This is a genomic window from Sphingomonas faeni (assembly GCF_040407495.1).
GTDB classification, from domain to species: domain Bacteria; phylum Pseudomonadota; class Alphaproteobacteria; order Sphingomonadales; family Sphingomonadaceae; genus Sphingomonas; species Sphingomonas faeni_D.
This window is the reverse complement of the sequence record NZ_JAPZPP010000001.1, coordinates 706188-728185: the sequence shown is the minus strand read 5'-3', so window position 1 is coordinate 728185 and position 21998 is coordinate 706188. Positions and strand designations below refer to the sequence as shown.

General features: G+C 65.5%; 13 protein-coding genes. 8 read left to right on the top strand and 5 right to left on the bottom strand.

What is annotated here, in order from left to right; translation table 11 throughout:
- Positions 1-4 precede the first annotated feature (4 nt).
- The 5 genes from O6W96_RS03385 (at position 5) to O6W96_RS03365 (ending at position 10279) form a co-directional block, all read left to right on the top strand.
- Entirely contained in the window at positions 5-721 is a 717-nt protein-coding gene (locus tag O6W96_RS03385; protein ID WP_353468245.1) for an MgtC/SapB family protein, read from the top strand.
- Positions 722-1081: 360 nt separating this feature from the next.
- Positions 1082-2107 carry an aspartate-semialdehyde dehydrogenase gene (locus O6W96_RS03380; RefSeq protein ID WP_353468244.1) on the top strand — a complete coding sequence of 342 codons (1026 nt, stop codon included), beginning with the start codon at positions 1082-1084 and terminating at the stop codon, positions 2105-2107.
- A gap of 463 nt (positions 2108-2570) precedes the next feature.
- Positions 2571-7349: a YadA-like family protein gene (locus tag O6W96_RS03375; RefSeq protein WP_353468243.1), complete on the top strand. Its 4779-nt coding sequence runs from the start codon at positions 2571-2573 to the stop codon at positions 7347-7349.
- Positions 7350-7471: 122 nt separating this feature from the next.
- Positions 7472-8233 (top strand): alpha/beta fold hydrolase, encoded by a 762-nt coding sequence (locus O6W96_RS03370; protein ID WP_353468242.1) that lies wholly within the window; start codon positions 7472-7474, stop codon positions 8231-8233.
- A 213-nt stretch (positions 8234-8446) separates the two neighbouring features.
- Positions 8447-10279: a M2 family metallopeptidase gene (locus O6W96_RS03365; RefSeq protein WP_353468241.1), complete on the top strand. Its 1833-nt coding sequence runs from the start codon at positions 8447-8449 to the stop codon at positions 10277-10279.
- Between the two features lie 287 nt (positions 10280-10566).
- On the opposite strand, the gene O6W96_RS03360 is transcribed toward O6W96_RS03365, so the two are convergent.
- The 3 genes from O6W96_RS03360 to O6W96_RS03350 all read right to left on the bottom strand — a co-directional run bounded on the left by O6W96_RS03360 (position 10567) and on the right by O6W96_RS03350 (position 13262).
- A complete protein-coding gene (locus O6W96_RS03360) occupies positions 10567-11073 on the bottom strand; it encodes a hypothetical protein (RefSeq protein ID WP_353468240.1) in 507 nt (168 codons plus the stop codon).
- Positions 11074-11137: 64 nt separating this feature from the next.
- On the bottom strand, positions 11138-12574 hold the full coding sequence (locus O6W96_RS03355) for an AMP nucleosidase (protein ID WP_353468239.1): 1437 nt from the start codon (positions 12572-12574) through the stop codon (positions 11138-11140).
- A gap of 208 nt (positions 12575-12782) precedes the next feature.
- Entirely contained in the window at positions 12783-13262 is a 480-nt protein-coding gene (locus O6W96_RS03350) for a peroxiredoxin (RefSeq protein ID WP_353468238.1), read from the bottom strand.
- A gap of 109 nt (positions 13263-13371) precedes the next feature.
- Between O6W96_RS03350 and O6W96_RS03345 the strand changes: the two genes are divergently transcribed.
- Positions 13372-13932, top strand: coding sequence for a YqgE/AlgH family protein (locus O6W96_RS03345; protein ID WP_353468237.1), 561 nt, complete (start codon positions 13372-13374; stop codon positions 13930-13932).
- 225 nt (positions 13933-14157) lie between these two features.
- On the top strand, positions 14158-15618 hold the full coding sequence (ahcY, locus tag O6W96_RS03340) for an adenosylhomocysteinase (RefSeq protein ID WP_197978384.1): 1461 nt from the start codon (positions 14158-14160) through the stop codon (positions 15616-15618).
- A gap of 77 nt (positions 15619-15695) precedes the next feature.
- Here ahcY and O6W96_RS03335 read toward each other — a convergent pair whose 3' ends face one another.
- Positions 15696-16007, bottom strand: a complete 312-nt coding sequence (locus O6W96_RS03335) for a hypothetical protein (RefSeq protein WP_353468236.1) — start codon at positions 16005-16007, stop codon at positions 15696-15698.
- Positions 16008-16213: 206 nt separating this feature from the next.
- Positions 16214-19300 carry a TonB-dependent receptor domain-containing protein gene (locus tag O6W96_RS03330; protein WP_353468235.1) on the bottom strand — a complete coding sequence of 1029 codons (3087 nt, stop codon included), beginning with the start codon at positions 19298-19300 and terminating at the stop codon, positions 16214-16216.
- A 309-nt stretch (positions 19301-19609) separates the two neighbouring features.
- Here O6W96_RS03330 and O6W96_RS03325 point away from each other — a divergent pair, with 309 nt between their 5' ends.
- A complete protein-coding gene (locus tag O6W96_RS03325; protein ID WP_353468234.1) occupies positions 19610-21973 on the top strand; it encodes a sensor histidine kinase in 2364 nt (787 codons plus the stop codon).
- Positions 21974-21998 lie beyond the last annotated feature (25 nt).

The following is a 21998-nucleotide window of genomic DNA, read 5'->3' as shown; positions in this document are numbered from 1 at the left end:
TCCGATGCGGTTCGTCGAGACGTTTCACCTGTGGCCGTTCCTCGACACGCTGGTGAGCTATATCGCCGCGTTCGTGTTCGGGACGCTGATCGGGGCGGAGCGGCAATATCGCCAGCGGACCGCGGGGTTGCGCACCAACACTCTGGTCGCACTGGGGTCGGCGGCGTTCGTCGATCTCGGGCAGCGGCTGGGCGGCGACGTCGAGTCGATCCGGATCATCGCGTACGTCGTGTCGGGGATCGGCTTCCTCGGCGCGGGCGTGATCATGAAGGAGGGCATGAACGTCCGCGGCCTCAACACCGCGGCGACGCTCTGGTGCTCGGCGGCGGTCGGGTCGTGCGCGGGCAGCGACATGATCGCGGAGGCGGGGTTGTTGACGTTCGTCGTGCTGCTGGCGAACACCGCGCTGCGGCCGCTGGTCGACGGGATCAACCGGATCCCGACCGAGGGGCGGACGATCGAGGCCACCTATAGCGTGATGGTGACGGTTGCGGCGGGGGGTGCGGGGCCGATCGGCGACTTGGTAGTCGAGCATCTCGAGGCGGCACAGTTGCAGGTGGCGGAGCTGGACGTGACCGAGCGGGGCGAGGATCGGGTGGAGATCGCGGCGACCTTGGTGGCGACGAATGTGCCGTCGGAGGAGCTGGATGCGATTACCGATCACCTCGCGAAGGTGCACGGGATCGAGCATGCGACCTGGCAGGCGCGGACGCACGACTGAGGGTCGCACTTTCCGCCAACACACCACCCCGGCGAAGGCCGGGGCCCAGGTGGAAAGCTCGCAGTAATGGACCGCAGCGCTTAATTAGCAACGTCTCCCAACTGGGCCCCGGCCTCCGCCGGGGTGGTGCTACTGCTGGGGCAGGTGCTGATCCATATCACTGAGCGCTAGCTTGTTCCCCCGCGAAGGCGGGGGCCCAGTCTGGGCCCCCGCCTTCGCGGGGGAACAAGGGTGCGGGCGGTACGGTGGCGTATACCCAGGAGCGCCCAAACTCCCCCTATCCGCGCAACAAGTCGAAAGCCGTTGGACCTCGCCGCGCAACGTCGGTACTGCGCGCCCAAGTCCAATCGGAGTGACAACATGGGTTATCGGGTGGTGGTCGCAGGGGCGACCGGCAATGTCGGGCGTGAGATCCTCAACATTCTGGCGGAACGCGAGTTTCCGGCGGACGAGATCGCCTGCGTCGCGTCGTCGCGCAGCCAGGGGTTGATGGTCGATTACGGCGACACCGGCAAGCAGATCAAATGCACGAACATCGAGCATTTCGACTGGAACGGCTGGGACATGGCGCTGTTCGCGATCGGCTCCGAGGGCTCGTCGATCTACGCACCGATCGCCGCGGCTGCGGGCTGCGTCGTGATCGACAATTCGTCGCTCTACCGCATGGACCCCGACGTGCCGCTGATAGTGCCCGAGGTGAACCCCGAGGCGATCGACGGCTACAAGGTCCGCAACATCATCGCCAACCCGAACTGCTCGACCGCGCAGATGGTCGTCGCGCTGAAGCCGCTGCACGATGCGGCGAAGATTCTCCGCGTGGTCGTCTCGACCTATCAGTCGGTCTCCGGCGCGGGCAAGGCGGGCATGGACGAGCTGTTCGAGCAGAGCCGCAACATCTTCGTCGGCGATCCCGCCGAGCCCAAGCTGTTCACCAAGCAGATCGCGTTCAACGTGATCCCGCACATCGACAGCTTCCTTGACGACGGCTCGACCAAGGAAGAGTGGAAGATGGTCGTCGAGACCAAGAAGATCCTCGACAAGAAGATCAAGGTCACCGCGACCTGCGTCCGCGTACCGGTGTTCGTCGGCCATTCGGAAGCGATCAACATCGAGTTCGAGAACGAGATCACGGCTGAAGAGGCGCAGAACATCCTCCGCGAGGCGCCCGGGATCATGCTGGTCGATAAGCGCGAGGACGGCGGCTACATCACGCCGATCGAGTGCGTCGGCGACTTCGCGACGTACATCAGCCGCGTGCGCGAGGATCCGACCGTGGAGAACGGCCTCAACCTGTGGTGCGTCAGCGACAACCTCCGCAAGGGTGCTGCGCTCAACGCGGTGCAGATCGCGGAACTGCTCGGGCGGCGGCACCTGCAAAAAGCATAAACCGCCCGGGGTGATTCGCCCGGTTTCGAAGACCTCCTGTCCTGAAGACCGCGTCGCCAGCGAGAAAGGCGGCGCGGTTTTTCTCGTGCGTCGTGGTTATCAAGAATATTTGCCGGCGCGAAATGCCGCCGATCCGCCCATTTCGACAATAGGTCCGGTTTGGTAACTTACATCGCTTCGGCGTGTTTTTCGTGGAGCGGGGTCCTGTGGATGTCTGGGGTAGGCACTGCTCGAATTCCATTTACCTTCCACTTTGGGGCAAATAACAAACTATATCGGCTAATAGGAGGAGCGTTGGTACACAATAGTGCAGCCTAATCCTGTTCTAATACAGCACCCTCAAGTAACTTACTGTTAGCGAAACAGCCCCGAAAACTAGGACGTTCCGGGATAGAGGTCGGTATTCGACCCTTTGCCGGTGACGTTCAGACTGCTGTTGCGGTCGTTAGTGGAGGTTATTGGCATGTCTACCGCGTCGGCTCACCGCAATGCTTTAAAAACGCTTGATCCGCAGGCCGCGAAGGCGATCATCGCCAGTTCAGGTCGACGTGATCACGGTACGAAAATCCTGCGCCAGTTGCGCACCGGCGCCTCGCTTCTGGGTCTTGCCGCGGCCTCGCTGTTCGTAGCGCAGTCGGCGACGGCGCAAACCGGGGCTCCATCGGACGTCGTCGGCGCTTGCTCCGGCGTTAGCCTGCCGCCGTCGGTCATCACGCAATTACTGACCCCGGTCGTTACCGGTATCGCAGTCCCGCTTCAGAGCACGATCAATCCACTCATCAGTAACGTGGGCAATCTCGGCTCGTCACTGACGTCGATCAGGATTGGAGGAATACAGCTCGTCACCAATCTGCAGACGGTGCCGACGCCGGCGCCCACCATCGACCTTGCAGGGATCCTGTCCGACGCGATAGGCAGCAAGCCGATCACCCTGTCGGTGCTCAACGCCAACGGTAATATCGTGGGGGCAAACGACGCCTGTGTAACCCAGGCGGACGGCTTCACCTTGCGTAATCAGGCGGGCATCGCGATCGGCGGCAACCGTATCACGGGGCTGGGCCTGAACGGACAGGAAGCCTCCGCAGCCGATTTGAATGCGGTCGCGTTCGGCAATGGCGCCACGACCGAAGCGGGCGCCGTCGGCGCGATCGCGTTTGGTAACGCATCGCTGGTCGGTGCCAACGCTGCGGGCGCGATTGCGCTCGGTAATGAATCGGCGGTGGGAGCCAATGCTACCGGCGCGGTCGCGCTGGGCACGGGCGCCACAGCAAGCGCGGCGAACGGTGTCGCGCTTGGCGCGAACAGCGTCGCCGCACGCGGACCGACCGGGCCTTACACAGCAATCGGGCTCGCCGTGCCGCAGTCCGCGGCAGGCGAGGTTTCGGTCGGATCTGTCGGTGCCGAACGTCAGATCACCAATGTCGCCGCCGGCTTCGCTACGACCGATGCGGTCAATGTCGGCCAGCTTGCCGGTGTGGCGGCACAGGTTGGCGCGCTGCAGACCGACGCGGTCCAGTATGACACGGCGGCGCAGGACCGGGTGACGCTCGCCGGCCCGGCGGGCACGACCATCGCCGGCGTCGCGGCGGGAACGGTCGCCGCCGGATCGACCGAAGCGGTCAACGGTGGCCAACTGTTCACGACCAACGGCAATGTCTCGACGCTGACCACCAACATCGGCAATGGCGCGATCGGCACGGTCCAATATTCGAACGCGACGACCCCCGCCGCCCCGAATGGCGGCGTACGCTCGAACGATCTCGCGCTGGTCGGCGCCGCCGCCGGGCCGGTCGGCCTGCACAATGTCGCCGCCGGTGTCGTCGCGGTTGGCTCGACCGACGCGGTGAACGGCGAGCAGCTCGCGGGTGTGAGCGGACAGCTTGGAACGCTGGCCGGGCTTACGGTGCAGTATGACGATGCGACGCGGGTCCGCGCGACACTGGGCGGGGCCGGCAGCGGCGCGGCACCGGTGGCACTGGGCAACGTCGCGGCGGGTACGCTCGGCGCGACCTCGACCGACGCGGTCAACGGTAGCCAGCTGTTCACGACCAACGCCAATGTGACCAACACGAATACAGCGCTGACCAACCTGACGACCAATATCGCCAATGGCGGGATCGGCGCGGTGCGATATTCGAACGCCGCGACGCCGACCACGCCCAATGGTGGCGTGCCGAGCAACGACGTCGCGCTTGTCGGTGCGGCTGCCGGCCCGGTCGGACTGCACAACGTCGCCGCCGGCGTGGTCGCGACGGGCTCGACCGACGCAATCAATGGCGGACAGCTTGCGACCGTCTCCGGGCAGGTCAGCGGACTGTCGGCCCTTGCCGTGCAGTATGACGATCTCGCCCGGACCCGCGTGACGCTTGGCGGTGTCGGCACCGGCGCGGCGCCCGTCGCGATCGGCAACGTCGCAGCCGGTACGCTGGGGGCAACCTCGACCGACGCGGTCAATGGCAGCCAGTTGTTCACGACCAACACCAACGTCACGAACCTGACGACGAACATCGCCAACGGTGCGATCGGCGCGCTGCAATATTCGAGCGTAGGTGCACCGACCACGCCCAATGGTGGCGTGCCGTCGAACGACGTGACCCTGGTCGGCGGTGCGGCGGGCGCGGTTGCGCTGCACAATGTAGGTAACGGTGTCGTCGCCGCGGGCTCGACCGATGCGGTCAACGGTGATCAGCTTGCTTCGGTGTCGGGCCAGTTGGGCACGCTGAACGGATTGGCGGTGCAATATGACGATGCAACGCGCAGCCGGGTCAGCTTCGGCGGGGTCGGAACCGCACCGGTGGTGCTGGGCAACGTCGCCGCAGGCACGCTCGGTGCGACCTCGACCGAGGCGGTCAACGGTAGCCAGCTGTTCACGACCAACGCCAATGTGACCAACACGAACACGGCGCTGACCAACCTGACAACCAATATCGCCAATGGCGGGATCGGCGCGGTGCAATATTCGAACGCCGCGACGCCGACCACGCCCAATGGCGGCGTGCCGAGCAACGACGTCGCGCTCGTCGGTGCGGCTGCCGGCCCGGTCGGGCTGCATAACGTCGCGGATGGCAATGTCGCGGCGGGATCCACCGACGCGGTCAACGGTGGACAGCTCGCCAGCGTCTCCGGGCAGGTCAGCGGCCTCTCGGCACTGGCAGTGCAGTATGACGATGTCGGCCGGTCGCGGATCACGCTGGGCGGCGTCGGCACGGGTGGAGCTCCCGTCGTGCTCGGCAACGTCGCGGCAGGCACGCTCGGCGCGACCTCGACCGAGGCGGTCAACGGCAGCCAGCTGTTCGCGACCAACACCAACGTCTCGAACCTGACGACGAGCATCGCGAACGGCGCGATCGGTGCGCTGCAGTATTCGAACGCAGGCGCACCGACGACTCCTAACGGTGGCGTACCCTCCAACCACGTCACGCTGGTCGGCGGTGCTGCCGGTGCGGTCGCGTTGCACAATGTCGGCGACGGCGTGGTCGCGGCGGGATCGACCGATGCGGTCAATGGCGGCCAGCTGGCCACGGTGTCCGGACAGGTCGGCAATCTCGCTGCGCTATCCGTGCAATATGACGATCCGAGCCGATCACGCGTCACCTTCGGTGGGGCCGGCAGCGCGCCGGTGGTCCTCGGCAACGTTGCCGCGGGAACGCTGGCAGCGGGCTCGACCGATGCGGTGAACGGCGGACAACTCGTCGGGCTCGGCACCTCGGTCGCGGCCGGTCTGGGTGGGCTGTCGCGCTACGACGCGGCTACCAACAGCGTACTCGCCTCGATCGCCTTCGGCGGCACCCAATATGGCAACGTCCAGTCGGTGTTCGACGCGGTCGACGGCGCGATCAACGGCGGTGCGGGAATCCGGTATTTCCGGGTCCTCTCCACCCGCGGCGACAGCAGCGTGACGGGCACCGACAGCCTCGCGATCGGGCCGGAAGCATTGGTCTCGGCGAACAACAGTGTCGCGATCGGCACCGGCGCCGTAGCCGTGCGGGGTGGCACGCTCGGCTATGCCGCGCTCGGCCTTGCCGGGTTGCAGACCTCGGTCGGCGAGGTGTCGGTCGGCTCGGTCGGTGCCGAGCGACAGATCACCAATGTCGCGGCAGGCACCGCGGCGACCGATGCCGCCAATGTCGGCCAGGTCGCCGGGGTCGCAGCGCAGGTCGCCGCGCTCGGCAACAGCACGGTGCAGTATGACAACGCCACCAAGACCACGCTGACGCTCGGCGGTGCCGGCGGAACGAAGATCACCAACGTCGCGGCAGGCAGTGTCGCGGCCGGATCGACCGACGCGGTCAACGGTTCGCAGCTGAACGCAACCAACGTCCAGGTCGCCAATAACACCACCGCGATCACCAATCTCGGCAATCAGGTCTCGAATGGCGGCACCGGTCCCGTACAATATTCGAACCCGGGAAGTGCCACGACGCCGAACGGCGGCACCAGGACCAACGATCTGACCCTGGTCGGTGCGGCGGCGGGGCCGGTCGGTCTGCACAACGTCGCGGGTGGTTCGATCGCCGCGGGCTCGACCGACGCGGTCAACGGCGGACAGGTGTACGCGCTGGCCCTGACCACCGTGAACGCGGTATCGTACACGACCGATGCCAACGGCGCACGAACCAACACCGTGACGCTGGCGGGCGGCAATGCTGCGGCACCGGTAAAGGTGGCCAACGTCGCCGCTGCAACACTCGCGGCGGGATCGACCGACGCGGTGAATGGTGGCCAGCTCTACACCACGAACCAGGCCGTCGCGACGGCGCAGGGTACGGCGGACAGTGCCTTGGCGCTGGGTGGCAACTCGGTCCAGTATGGTGCCGGACGGACAAACGTGACGTTCAACGCAGGCGGAGCGGCAACCGTGCTCAGCAACGTCGCAGCCGGCGTCTCGACCACTGACGCGGTCAATGTCGGGCAGCTGAACTCGGGCATCAATTCTGCAGTGACGCAGGCGAACAGCTACACCGACGGGCGGATCGCGGCGCTCGACTTCGACATCCGCTCGGTCCGTCGCGACAGCTATGCGGGCACGTCGAGCGCACTCGCCGCCGCCGGGCTGCCGCAGGCCTACGAAGCCGGCAAGGGCATGCTCGCAATTGGCGGTGGCACGTATGCCGGGCAGTCGGCCGTCGCGGTCGGCATGTCGAAGGCGTTCAACGACGGCCACACCGTGGTCAAGCTCAGCGGCACGTACGACTCGCAGGGCCGGGCCGGTGGCTCGGGCGGGATCGGCTACCAGTTCTGATCTGTAAAAACTGATGAGCGGAACGGGCGGCCTTCGGGTCGCCCGTTTTCGTTTGGGCTCGACGGTTGACAGTGCGGGTCGAGGCCACGAACTGGCAGCCGCATAGTTTACAGGATGAGATTGTGGCCAGCACCCCCAGCGAGACCCGGTTTTTCGAGAGCTTCGACGGCACGCGGATCGCGTGGCGGGAGGTCGGCGAGGGACGGCCGGTAGTCCTGATCCACGGCTATTTCTCCGACGCGAAGACCAACTGGATCCGCTACGGCCATGCCGCGAAGATCGCCGCGAAGGGGTTCCGCGTAATCATGCCGGACCTGCGCGCGCACGGCGATAGCGACAAGCCGCATGGGCTTGAAGCGTATCCCGCGGACGCGTTGACGCAAGATGGCCATGCCCTGATCGCGCATCTCGGACTGACTCAATATGATCTCGGCGGCTATTCTTTGGGTGCGCGGACGACGTCCCGGATGCTCGCCACCGGTGCGACGCCGCGGCGCGTGATCTTCTCCGGGATGGGTCTCGAAGGACTGACGCAGACGTCGCGTCGCGCCGGACATTTCCGCAATATCCTGACCAAGCTCGGCCAGCATGTACAGGGTACGCCCGAGTGGCTGGCCGAGGCGTTCCTGAAGACCACCGGCGGCGATCCGGTCGCGTTGCTTGGCATCCTCGAGACGTTCGTCGATACGCCGCTCGAGTCCGTGAAGGCGATTCAGCAGCCGACTTTGGTCGTCTGCGGTGGGGAGGATCAGGACAATGGTTCGGCACCCGATCTGGCCGCGGTGCTGCCGGATGGCGAGTATGTCGAGACCCCCGGCGGCCACATGAGCGCTGTCGTGAAACCCGAACTCGGTCAGGCGATCGCCGACTTCCTCGCGCGCTGACGCCCTGTCCTCGATCCTCCCCCGCAAGGGGGAGGTGGCTGGCTCATGCCAGACGGAGGGGGAGGTAAGAGACCACCTCCGTTTCGCGTTCCTCCCCCTCCGCCGCCTTCGGCGCCACGCCCCCCTGGCGGGGGAGGATCGCAAGGTCGGCCAGAGACAGTTGACCGGGCGGCGGCTGACCATCACTCTGGGGGCATAATCTAGGGGGAATCCATGATCCGTACCGTTTCTCTGATCGCGCTGGCGTGCGCGATCGCCACGCCCGTCGTGGCGCAGGCGCAAACCACCGTACCCGTCGCGACCGGCAAGGCGACCGTCGCGCAGGCGGACGCCTTCGTTGCCGAGGCGGAGCAGGTGTTCGCCGCGAAATCAGTCGATGCGTCGCGCGTGGCGTGGGTCAACGCCACCTACATCACCGACGATACCGATGCGCTGGCGGCGAAGTCGGGCGCGGAGATGACAGATCTCGGGGTGAAGTATGCGCTCGGTGCTGCGCGTTATGCGTCGCTGCCAGGGCTGTCGTTCGACACGAAGCGTAAGCTCGACCTGCTCCGCGGTGGCCTCACGCTGCCGGCACCGACGCGGGCAGGGGCTTCCGAAGAACTGTCGACGCTGACCACGAAGATGTCGTCGTCCTACGGCAAGGGCATGGGGACGCTCGACGGTAAGCCGATCAACGGCTCGGATATCGAGGCGGCGATGGGCTCGACGCGCGATCCTGCCAAGCTGACCGAGATGTGGACGAGCTGGAACGACAAAGTCGGTGCGCCGATGCGTGGCGACTATGCGAAGATGACCGCGATCTCGAACGAAGGCGCACGCGAGCTCGGCTACAAGGACGTCGGCGCGCTGTGGCGCTCGGGCTATGACATGACGCCCGAGCAGTTCGCGGCGCTCACCGACACGATCTGGAAGCAGGTCGAGCCGCTTTACATGGCGCTCCACACCTACACCCGGTGGAAGCTCAACGAGAAATACGGCGACGTGGTGCAGGCGAAGACCGGGCCGATCCGCAGCGACCTGCTCGGCAACATGTGGGCGCAGGAATGGGGTAACATCTACGACATCGTCGCGCCGAAGGGGGCGGGGGATGTCGGGTACGACACCGGCGAGCTGCTCAAGGCCAAGGGCTATGATCCGCTCAAGATGGTGAAGCAGGGCGAGGGCTTCTATTCGTCGCTCGGCTTCGCGCCGCTGCCGGACACGTTCTGGAAGCGCTCGCAGATCACCAAGCCCGCGGACCGCGACGTGATCTGTCATGCGTCGGCATGGGACCTCGACAACCAGGACGATATCCGGATCAAGATGTGCACGAAGGTGAATGCGGACGACTTCGTCACGATCCACCACGAGCTTGGCCACAACTACTATCAGCGTGCGTACAAGGCGCAGCCGATGCTCTACAAGAACGGCGCGAACGACGGCTTTCACGAGGCGATCGGTGATACCGTCGCGCTGTCGATCACGCCGGATTACCTGGTCAAGATCGGCCTGCTCGACCAGGCGAAGGTGCCGAGCGCGGACAAGGACATCGGGCTGTTGCTGCGCCAGGCAATGGACAAGGTCGCATTCCTGCCGTTCGGGCTGCTGATCGACAAGTGGCGCTGGGGCGTGTTCTCGGGACAGATCCCGGCGACCGGCTATCAGGCGGCGTGGGACCAGTTGCGGCTCCAGTATCAGGGCATCAAGCCACCGGTCGCGCGCGACGAGACCAAGTTCGATGCGGGCGCCAAATACCACATCCCGGCGGCGGTGCCGTACACGCGGTATTTCCTGGCGCGGGTGTTGCAGTTCCAGTTCTACAAGGCGGCGTGCGACCAGTCCGGCTGGAAGGGACCGCTGCATCGCTGCTCGTTCTATGGCGACAAGGCGGTGGGCACGAAGCTGAACGCGATGCTCAGCATGGGGCAGTCGAAGCCTTGGCCGGATGCGTTGCAGGTGTTCACCGGCAGCCGCGAGATGTCGGGCGCGGCGCTGGTGGAGTATTTCGCGCCGTTGAAGGCCTGGCTGGACGTGCAGAACAAGGGGAAGCCGACTGGGTGGTGAGGGGGCGTTGGCTTATCGCCAGCTGACCTTCGCCCGCTAATTCCTGGTTCCCCCGCGGAGGCGGGGGCCCAGGGTTACGAACGCTACCGTGGTTTTGGGGCCCCCGCCTCCGCGGGGGAACCAAGGCGGCGTGGGGCGACACCTATAACGCACCACCCCGGCGAAGGCCGGGGTCCAGTTGGGAAACGTCGCTAACGGAGCGATGAGCTTAGTTGCTTAAGACGTTCTAACTGGGCCCCGGCCTTCGCCGGGGTGGTGTTTCCATATGGGGAATGCGGTGCGTTATCTTACTCCGGAACCGTCCCCGGATCGGCGATGCCGGCGTCGAACGACTTCGACGAGTCCTCCCCGTCAGCCTGATGCGCGTGCGTGCCCTTCGGCTTGGGCGCTGGCTGAGCCTTGGGCGTGCTCCCACGCAAGGTCAGCAACGCGCCAACCGCCGCTCCAGCAACCGCAACGCCACTGAAGATGGCAGCCGCACCCCATTTGCCGCGGGTCTTTTCCGCGGGCTTGGCGACCGGCACCGGCGCTACTGCGTTGCGCGCGGGGACCGAGCGCGGCGTGCTGCGCTTGGTCGAGCGTGGCTTCGGCGCAGGCTTGGCTGCAGGCTTCGAAGGCACGGCAGCCACAGGCTTGTCCGCAACCGGCTTCGCGACCGGTACCGGCTTGGACGCGACCGGCTTGGCGGAGGACGTAGCCGCCGGAGCCGCCTTGGGCGCGCTCGCCCTACGCGGCGCGCGGCGGCGGGTGACGGGCTTCTTTGCTTCCGTATCGGGCGTGTCGGTGTCGGCCACGGTTATATTCCCTCAGCAATGATTCCGGATGCGTAACCCATTCTCGCGCGATCCGCTCCGATTTTTACCGGAAAGGCGGCTCGTCGAACGCGCGGAGCTTGCGGCTGTGGAGCTTGGCGCCCTCCAAGCGGAGTTGTTCGCACGTCTCGATCCCGATCCGCAGATGCTCGCTGATCGCACGTTCGTAGAAGCGGTTGGCCTGGCCCGGCAGCTTCAGCTCGCCGTGGAGCGGCTTGTCAGAAACGCAGAGCAACGTGCCGTAGGGAACGCGGAACCGATAGCCCTGCGCGGCGATCGTCGCGGATTCCATGTCGATGCCAACCGCGCGGCTGAGCGAGAAGCGGAGCGCGGACTTCGAGTAACGAAGCTCCCAGTTACGGTCGTCGGTGGTGACGATCGTGCCGGTGCGGAGGCGGCGCTTGAGCTCCTCGCCCGACTGGCCCGAGACGATCTCGGCCGCCTTGGCCATTGCGAGCTGGACTTCCGCGATCGCGGGGATCGGGATTTCAGGGGGCAGGACGTCGTCGAGGACATGATCGTCGCGCAGATACGCATGCGCCAGGACATAGTCGCCGATTCGCTGGCTGGGGCGCAGCCCGCCACAATGGCCGATCATCAGCCACGCCTCGGGGCGCAACACCGCTAGATGGTCGCAGATCGTCTTGGCGTTCGACGGGCCGACGCCGATGTTGACGAGCGTGATGCCGGTGCGGTCGTCCGCCATCAAGTGATAGGCGGGCATCTGGTGGCGCCGCCAGGCGCTGTCGGAGATGATCTTGTCGATGTCGTCGCCCGACGAGATCGTGATCCCGCCCGCGCCGGAGAGGCTTGTGAAGCGCGAGCCTTCGCCCAATTGCGTGCCGGCCCAGCGAACGAACTCGTCGACGTAACGGTGATAGTTCGTGAACAACACGAACCGCTGCGCGTGTTCCGCCGGCGTGCCCATGTAATGGCGCAGGCGGGCGAGGCTGAAATCGGTGCGCAGGCCGTCGAACAGCGCGAGCGGACGCGTCTCGTCGTTGGCGACCCAGAGGCCGTCGGCGATTTCGTCGCCGATATGCGCGAGCTCGGTCGCGGGGAAATGGCGCGACAATTCGGTCGCCGACACCTCGTCGAGGCTCAACGCGTGGCCAGGCTCAATGACGTACGGAAATGGGATTTCCTGGCGACCTTCGACGGCTTCGACGGTGACGTCGTAATCCTCGATCAGCAGCGTAAGCTGTTCGGTCAGGTATTCGGCGAAGATCGCGGGCTTGGTGACGCTGATGCGGTATTCGCCCGCGTTGACCAGACGACCGAACGACCGCAGCGGGGTAGGGCGATCGACGCCGCCCTTATAGGTCAGCCGGATCTCGGGATAGGCGAACGAACCGTCGGTGCGGCTGGCCGGATCCGGCGTCGTGCCGTCGGCGATATAGGCGCTCATGGCGGCTTGGAGGCGCTCGACGGAAGCGCGGTAGAGGCGGTCGAGGTCGGCGACGAGGTCGGATGCGATTGTCATCGGGCAGTGTTAGGTGGCGGACGTTACGGTGGCAAGACCACCTAAGGGGTTGGGTGAAACCTCGCCGATAAAGCCATTCCCCTCCCTGGAAGGGAGGGGTTAGGGGTGGGTCGCTCTCGAGGGAACGCTGGCACGCGCCCCAGGCCGACCCACCCCCGGCCCCTCCCTTCCAGGGAGGGGGGCAGATAGCGTGCCCTGCCGGGGAGGATCAGATCTCGCTGAGGAGGTGCTCGGCCGAGCTCACCTTGAACTCGCCGGGGGCCTCGACGTTCAGCTGCTCGACCACGCCGTCGTTGACCAGCATCGAGTAACGCTGGCTGCGGATGCCCATGCCGAAACCCGAGCCGTCCATCGTCAGCCCGATAGCCTTCGCGAAATCACCATTGCCGTCCGCGAGCAAAGTGACGTCGCCGGCACCCGCCGACTTGCCCCACGCGCCCATCACGAACGCGTCGTTAACCGACACGCACGCGATCTCATCGATACCCTTGGCCTTAAGCTCGGCTTCCTTCTCGACGAAACCGGGCAGGTGCTTTGCCGAGCAGGTCGGCGTGAACGCGCCGGGAACGGCGAACAGCGCGACTTTCCGCCCTTTGAAGAAGCTGTCGGTATCGACCTGATCGGGGCCGTCTGCGGTTGCCTTGACGAGATTGGTGGTGGGAAGCCGGTCGCCGACGCTGATCGTCATCTGAAATCTCCTGTCGCCGCGCGTTGGTCGCGGGCGAGGCGTACCTTGGACGCGGGCGCGGTTATTTCAAGCGTGGCGGGCGATCATCCGCGTCGCTATGGTCCAACGCATGGACAAGACGCCCTTTCTTTCCGGACAATTCCTCCTCGCGATGCCGGGGATGAGCGACCCGCGGTTCGCGCGCGCGGTGATCGCGATGTGCAGCCATGACGAGAATGGCGCGATCGGCATCGGTATCGGCGCGACGATCGACGGTCTGGGCTTCCACGATCTGCTCGAACAGTTCGGGATCGAGCCGGGCGACGCGCCGAACGCGCCGGTGCATTTCGGCGGGCCTGTCGAGCCGCGGCGCGGGTTCGTGGTGCATTCGTCCGACTGGGGCGGTCAGGACTCGGTCGATGTCGCCGGGCGGTGGAAGCTGTCGAGCACGGTCGACGTGCTCCGCGCGATTGCCGAGGGGAAGGGCCCGTCGGAGTGGGTGGTGGCGCTCGGCTATGCCGGTTGGGATGGCGGACAGCTCGAGGGCGAGCTGTCGCGGCCGGGGTGGTTCAACGTGGCCGGGGATGCCGAACTGCTGTTCGAGACCGTGGCGGAGGATCGCTGGACGCTGGCGTTCGCGCAGGCCGGCGTGGATCCGCGGTTGCTCGTCGCTGAGACGGGGCGGGCCTAATCTTCCCCCATCCCTGGAAGGGAGGGGCCGGGGGTGGGTCGGCCGGTTGGCTAGCCGTGCGCCCGCCTCGAACCGACCCACCCCCAACCCCTCACTTCCAGGGAGGGGAGCCGAAGAAGGGCAACGCGGCTTACACAGTGTGCATCCCCGAGCGTCATATAAAGATATCTTTATATTTGATTTGGAGCTCCCGATCCCCTAAGTGGCACGGCATCCGGCACGGGCATGAGGCTCGCCGATCACAGAATTTCCAGGAGACCCATCGTGGCCACCACCCTCGCCCCCGCGAAGACCGATTACGTCGTCGCCGACATCAGCCTCGCCGATTTCGGCCGCGCCGAGATCAACATCGCCGAGACCGAAATGCCCGGCCTGATGTCGCTGCGCACCGAATTCGGCGCAGCACAGCCGCTCAAGGGCGCGCGCATCACCGGCTCGCTGCACATGACGATCCAGACCGCGGTGCTGATCGAGACGCTGACCGCGCTCGGCGCCGACGTCCGCTGGGCGACGTGCAACATCTTCTCGACGCAGGACCATGCCGCCGCCGCGATCGCCGCGACCGGCGTTCCCGTGTTCGCAATCAAGGGCGAGAGCCTCGCGGATTACTGGAACTATGTCGGCGACATCTTCTCGTGGGATCGCGACGTAGAGGGCCAGACCGCCAACATCATCCTCGACGATGGCGGCGACGCGACGATGTTCGCGCTCTGGGGCGCCAAGCTCGAAGCCGGTCACACGATGCCAGAGCCCGAGAACGAGGAAGAGGTCGAGATGCAGCGTGCGCTCAAGGCGTATGTCGCGAAGAACCCCGGCTATCTGACCGAAACCGTCAAGAACCTGAAGGGCGTCTCGGAAGAGACCACCACGGGTGTTCACCGCCTGTACGAAATCGCCAAGAAGGGCGAGCTGCCGTTCCCCGCGATCAACGTCAACGACTCGGTCACCAAGTCGAAGTTCGACAATCTCTACGGCTGCAAGGAATCGCTGGTCGACGCGATCCGTCGCGCGACCGACGTCATGCTCGCCGGCAAGGTCGCCTGCGTCGCCGGCTTCGGTGACGTCGGCAAGGGTTCGGCCCAGTCGCTCCGCAACGGCGGCGCGCGCGTGATGGTCACCGAAGTCGATCCGATCTGCGCGCTGCAGGCGGCGATGGAAGGCTTCGAGGTCGTCACGATGGAAGAGGCCGTGTCGCGCGCCGACATCTTCTGCACCGCGACCGGCAACGCCGACGTCATCACCGCCGATCACATGAAGGCGATGAAGCCGATGTCGATCGTCTGCAACATCGGTCACTTCGACTCGGAGATCCAGATCGCCGCGCTGTCGAACTACGACTGGACCGAAGTGAAGCCCGGCACCGACCTGGTGAAGTTCCCGGACGGCAAGCAGATCATCATCCTGGCGAAGGGTCGCCTGGTGAACCTGGGTTGCGCCACCGGCCACCCGTCGTTCGTGATGTCGGCCAGCTTCACCAACCAGACGCTCGCGCAGATCGAGCTCTGGACCAAGGGCGAGAACTACAAGAACGAAGTCTACGTCCTGCCGAAGCACCTCGACGAGAAGGTCGCGATGCTCCATCTCGAGAAGCTCGGCGTGAAGCTGTCGAAGCTGTCGGACAAGCAGGCCGGTTACATCGGCGTGCCGGTCGAAGGCCCGTTCAAGCCGGATCACTACCGCTACTGATCGTTCTGACGATCGCTGCGTAAAGGGCCGCGTCCACCATAAGGTGGGCGCGGCCTTTTGCTGTCGGGCGGCGGCGGTTAGGGAACGACGCGAAAGCGGAAACGGTACGAATTGGAGGCATTGCCGCCGCCACCGCCATCGCGGACCTGACCCAGCAGGACGCTTGCCGACCCGGTGCGTGGCGCACGCAGGCGGATGACCGCGACCTGACGCGTGTCCGCTGCTCCCCAGGGTGTCAGGGGGTTATCCCTGGTCTTGATCGGCGCGACTAGGGCAACGTGCTTCTGCAACAGTATCTGCCACGTATAGTTCGACCCGATCGGGTTCGGGAGTGCGATCCTGATCTCTTCGCCGGGTTTGACCGCAATCAACCGCCCGACATCGCTCACGCCCAAGGTCTGGTTAGTATCTGGGGCTGGTTGGGCGGCAATCGCACTTGAAGCCGCTAGCGCTATCGTTGCAAATCCCACGATCCAGGTCATCCGCACTGTTCCTTACCGCTGTTTCGATTCCATCGAACAATACCGGTATCAACGCGCCAGACAAAAAAGGGGAGCCGTTGCCGGCTCCCCTTCGAAAATAGTGCGTGATCGGATCAGAAGTTGACCCGGACACCTGCATAGTAGCGACGGCCGAGCGCGTCGTAGGTGCCCGAATCCGTATCCTGGCCAGCCGATGCGCCGATGTCGGCGAGATACGGCGGCTTGTTGTTCAGAAGGTTCGAACCGCCGACGTAGAATTCGAAGCCGTCGGTCGTCTTGAAGCGGATCTGTGAGTCCAGGTAGAATTGCGGACGCACACGATACGCCGGGTTCGTGCCAGGGCGCGCACCCGTCAGCTGATCGTCCAGGCTGGCCTGGCTGATCCACGTGCCGGTCATCGTCAGGCCAACGCCGTCGATGTCGTACGACGCGTTGGTCGTGAACCGATCACGCGACGCGCCGATCTCGCCTGCGAAATAGTCGCGGTCCGCATCTGGCAGCGGGATGGTGTAGCCCGAGATCAGGTGCGTGTACGATCCGGTCAGGCCGAGCATGCCGTCCAGGCCCCAATTGGCGAGATCCTGGCGATAGGTGATCGTCGTATCGATGCCCGACGTCTTCGTCCCGCCGCTGTTGAGGAACGTCGTCGTCAGACGATCGATCGAGCCGGCGCTGTTGGCACCGGAGACGCCAGCGCGGCGGATGATCTGGCTGCAATAGTCCTGGTTGCTCTGCTCGTAGCACTGGTTGAGGATGTACTGCAGCGGCGTCTGGACGATCGCGTCCTTGATCCGGATGTTGAAGTAATCGACCGTGACCGTCAGGTTGCGCAGTGCGCGGACCGAACGCGGATTGATGACGACACCCGCGGTGAACGAATCGCCCTTCTCTTCCTGAAGGTTCGGGTTGCCCGGCTCGAAGCTGGTGATTCCCTGGACATCCGCCTGGTTGAGCGTGAACGTCCCGCCGTTCGCCGCGATGTTGGCCCCGACACCCGTAGCAGCCCGGCAATTCACGGCCAGTGCACCGGCCTGAGCGGCCGTTACGCCGTTACAAGGATCCTGGAGGCCGCTTGGGAAGTTCTGCAGATTGGGTGCGAACAGTTCGTTGATGTTCGGTGCGCGGACCGAACGCGCCTTCATCACGCGGAAACGAATGTCCTCGGAGGGCGCCCATTCGCCGCCGTAATTGTAGCTGAAGGTCGTGCCGACGGTCGAATAGTTCGATACGCGAACCGCACCGCGGACGCTGAGCGAGCGGATGAACGGCTTGTCCTGGATCAGCGGGACGATGGCTTCGCCGAACCCTTCGATCAGGTCGAAGCTGCCGCGCGTGATCGGTAGCGCATTGTTGCCGTTCAGGCCCTGCTGGGTGAGCAGATCGAACACGTTGCTGCTCGTCTCGCGACGATATTCGGTGCCGATGCTGACGCCGATCGGGTCGGCGCCGAACAGCGAGAACAGCTTGCCCGAGACGTTGGCGCCGGCCACCGTCTGCGTGACCTTCGTTGCCAGCGTCGTCGGCACCGCGAGATACGCCGCCGCCGGAGCGAGCGTGCCTGCGCCGTAGATGTTGGCCGGGATGCAGCCTGCCGCCCGCGCAGCCGGATCGGCACAGACGATCTGGCCGGTAGCCGGATCACGGTACGAGTTCAGCGCCTGAATGAAGTTGGCGGTGTTGAACTGCCCCGTGCCGGACTGCTTCTCGACGGTCTGGCCGTACACGCCGTAGACTTCGTAGTTGAACCGATCCTCGAGGAACTTGCCGTTCGCACCGCCCGCGATGCGGAACATGTCGCGGCTGGCCTGGCTGGTGCGGGTCCCGAAATCGCTGAGACGGCGATCGAACGCGATGTCCTTCAGCCCGTCACCGACACCGGTGTTGCCGATCGGCGTATCGACGGCACTGTTGTAGATCGCGTCCGGCACGAACGGGTTGCGATAGCGTACGCCGCCGACGATCGTCTCGATCGGGATATTGCCCGAATACAGGACCGGGTTGCCGAACTTCGAATCGAGCGGGAACGGCTCGATGACCGTGTTGACCTTGGTCTTGGCGTAATTGCCTTCGAGGAACAGGTTGAACGCGTTCGAAACTTCGAAATTGGCGCGACCGGCGGCGACATAGCGCTCGACCGGAACAGCGAGATACCGGAAGTCGGAACGATTGAAGCCGTCGGGGCCTGCGACCGAGCCATCGGCGTTGATGCAGCCGCCCGTGCCATTGGCGGATGCGCAGTTACGCAACGCGCCATCCTGGCCATAGGTAAAGGTCTGACGTCCCGCGCCGACGCCTGCAATGCCGGTATAATAGCGGCCCTGCGGTGCGAAGCCCGAGAGGAACGGACGAGCCGGCGTAAAGAGATCGGCGTCTTCGCCGGTCACGCTGCCGCCAAGGCTGGTCGAATCGACCGCGCTCGACCCGGCTTCGGTGTAGCGATCGCGCTTCAGGACGGTGCCCTGCTTCGAATAGCCGCCGAACAGCATGATATTGCCGCGACCGTCGGCGAAGTTCTTGCCGACCAGCGCATTGGCCTGGCGATCGAAGCCGTCACCATAGGGCGAGATGCCGACCTGGCCATCGAGCTGAACGCCGTCGAACTTGGTCTTGTAGATCATGTTGACGACGCCCGCGACCGCGTCCGAGCCATAGACTGCCGATGCGCCGCCGGTCAGCACGTCGACGCGCTCGAGGAACTGGGTCGGGATGACGTTGAGATCGACCGCGCTGCTACCGGGCAAGCCGGCGACGAAACGGCGGCCGTTGACCAGGACCAGCGTGCGATCGTCGCCAAGATTGCGAAGGTTGACGGTGGCGACGCCAGCACCCTGCGTGGCGAAGCTCGAATTGGTGCGGCTTACGCCCGGCGAACCGAACACCGGGTTCTGCAGCAGAACGTCCTGGACGTTGATCGCGCCGGCCTGCTGGATCTGCGTGATGCCAACGCTCTGCAACGGCGACGCGGCAGTGGCCGACGGCGAAGAGATGCGCGAACCGGTGACGACGATATCGTCGGCGGGCGCCTCGGCTTGCGGTGCAGCTTGCGGTGCGACGGTGGCTTGATCTACGGGAGGCTGCGACGCAGTCGGGTCGGTGGCAGGTGCCTCGGCAGGGGCAACCTGCGCGGCTGCAGGAACGGCTAGGGCAACGGCACCCACGAACAACGTCGTGGCGAGCAAACGGCGGCGATAGGTCTGCATTCTGTAGGTCCTGGCATAGCGTTCGGGCGAAACGACAAGGAGTCTGTCGTTCGTCAATGCGGCGCTGCCTAAAGCTGGGACACAAGGTCTGCCATTATCTTGCGGCGAACCGCGACCGATTATTGCGCAGTGTTTCTTCCTTGCAACACTCTGACAACGTTGCAGACATATCTGGTCGTAACGGACAGTCGTCGGCGGGAACGGTTCGGGAGACAACCGGCAGCGGTTTTTCGCGTCCGTCTTCCCCATTGGCATCGGGGCGCTTAAACGGGTCTCGATGATTTCGTCCCATCTCCCGTCCGCTTCACGATGATCACGCTCGGCCTTGGGATGGCGGTGCTGGCAGGTGCGCTTCTGCTCGTGCTGGTCGTATCGGGCAGCGTGCTGCTGTTCCTCGGGATCCGTGCCCGCAATGCGGCGACCGAGACAATCGAGGCGAATGGGCAGTTGCGCACCGTGCTCGATGGGTCGCCGGCGATCGTGACGGTGGTCCGTTCGGGTGGGCGGATCGAGATGACGCAGCGCATGGCGGACTGGCTGGGGCTGGAGGCGCCGCCGCGCTCGATCGCCGAACTCGCGACCGGAGGAACCGGGCTGTCCGCCGACGACGCGGCGCGGCTGATTGCGGACGTTACCGCCGCGCAGCGGTCCGGGCGGGCCTTCGTACGGTCGGTGCGGCTGCAGGGATCGGCGCGCGCGATCACGTTCCGCGGCGGCCGTGCGCCGGGCGAGATGGGGGTAAGCGGGGCCGTCCTGCTCTGGGCGTTCGATGCGACCGACAGCGAGGCGGAGATCGCCCGGCTCGGGGCGGAGACCGCGCGGCTCGGCGAGGCGTATGAGTCGCTGACCGGGCTGATCGAAGCCGCGCCGATGCCGATGTGGTACCGCGCGACCGATCTGCGGCTGGCGATGGTGAACACGGCCTATGTCGATGCGGTCGAAGGGCGCGATGCCGCCGACGTCGTCGCGCGCGGGCTCGAGCTGGTCGAGGGGTCGGGGCGCGGCGGGCCGCTCGCCGGGGCCGCGGTCGCACGCGAGCAGGGGCGGCCGCACCGCCAGGTCCTGCCCGCGACGATCGACGGCGCGCGGCGGTCGTTGCAGATCTACGACGTGCCGTTGCCGAGCGGCGGTGTCGCCGGGTTCGCGATCGATATCGAGGAGCTGGAACAGGCGCGGTCCGGTGCGAAACGCTTTGCCGAAGCCCAGCGCGCGATGCTCGACCGGTTGTCGGCGGGCGTCGCGCAGTTTGGCGGCGATCGCTCGCTCGTCTTCTGCAACCAGCCGTTCCGGCGAATGTTCGCGATGCGCAGCGAATGGCTCGCCGATCGCCCCGAATTCGACCGCGTGCTCGAGCGGATGCGCGAGGCGAACCGGTTGCCCGAGGTGCGGGATTTCCCGAGCTGGAAGGCGGAGCGGCGCGACTGGTTCATGCAGACGAACAGCTCCCCCGGCGGCGGCGCGATGGAGGAAAACTGGCATCTGCGCGGTGGCACGCATCTCCGTGTCGTCGCGCAGCCGCTGCCCGATGGCGGCCTGTTGCTGATCTTCGAGGATCGCACCGAACAGGTCCAGCTCGCCAGCGCGCGCGACACGCTGTTGAGGGTGAGGACCGCAACGTTCGACAATCTCTTCGAAGCGCTTGGTGTGTTCGCGGCGGATGGCCGGCTGCAACTCTGGAACAACCGATTCCGCGCGCTGTGGGGCCTGGAGGAGGAGTTCCTGGCCTCGCACCCCCGCGTCGACGCCTTTGCCGAGGCCGCCGGGGCCAAGCTCGCAACGCCCGGCCGTTCCGCGTTGATCCCGGACCTCGTGCGGTCGGCGACGGTCGGGCGCCAGCAGCGCGGCGGGCGCGTGGCGTTTGCCGATGGACGGCATTTCGAGTTCGCTGGCGTGCCGTTGCCTGACGGCAATGCACTGTTCACGATGCTCGACATAACGGACAGCCGTCGGGCAGAGCAGGCGTTGCGCGACCGGGCAGACGCACTCGAGGCTACCGACAAGGTGAAGACCGCGTTCGTCGCGAACATGAGCTACGAACTGCGCACGCCGCTGACCTCAATCAGCGGGTTCGCGGAAATGCTGCATGGCGGATACGCCGGCGCGCTGACGCCGCAGGCCGAGGGCTATGTCGGGGCGATCCTCGAGTCCGTCGAGCGGCTGGGGTTGCTGGTCGACGACGTGCTCGACCTGACGCGCGCGGAGAGCGATCGTGCGGAAACCGATCGCAGCGACGTCGATCTGGCGACCACCGTGCGCGCGGCGGCGGAGACGATCCTGCCATCAGCCAAGCGACGCAAACTCGATTTCGCGATCGAGGTGGCGCGCTCGACCGGGCGCGTGAACGGCAATCCGAAACGGCTGAAGGAGGTCGTCGAGCATCTGCTGCGGCATGCGGTCGCGGCTACGCCCGATGGCGGGCGCGTGCTGCTGCATACCGACGGCAACGCTACGACCGCGCGGATCGTGGTATCGGATGACGGCATCGGAATGGACGCGGACGCGGTCGCGCATGCGTTCGACCGGTTTGCGGAGTCGAAGCCGATGGGGGATCGCGCGCTTGGTTTGGGTTTGCCATTGGCGAAGCAGTTCGTGGAAGCGCATGGCGGCACGATCGAACTTGTGTCCGAACCCGGCGCCGGCACGCTGATTACCGTAGAATTGCCGCGTCGATGAGCGCCAATCTTCTGCTCCCTCTCCC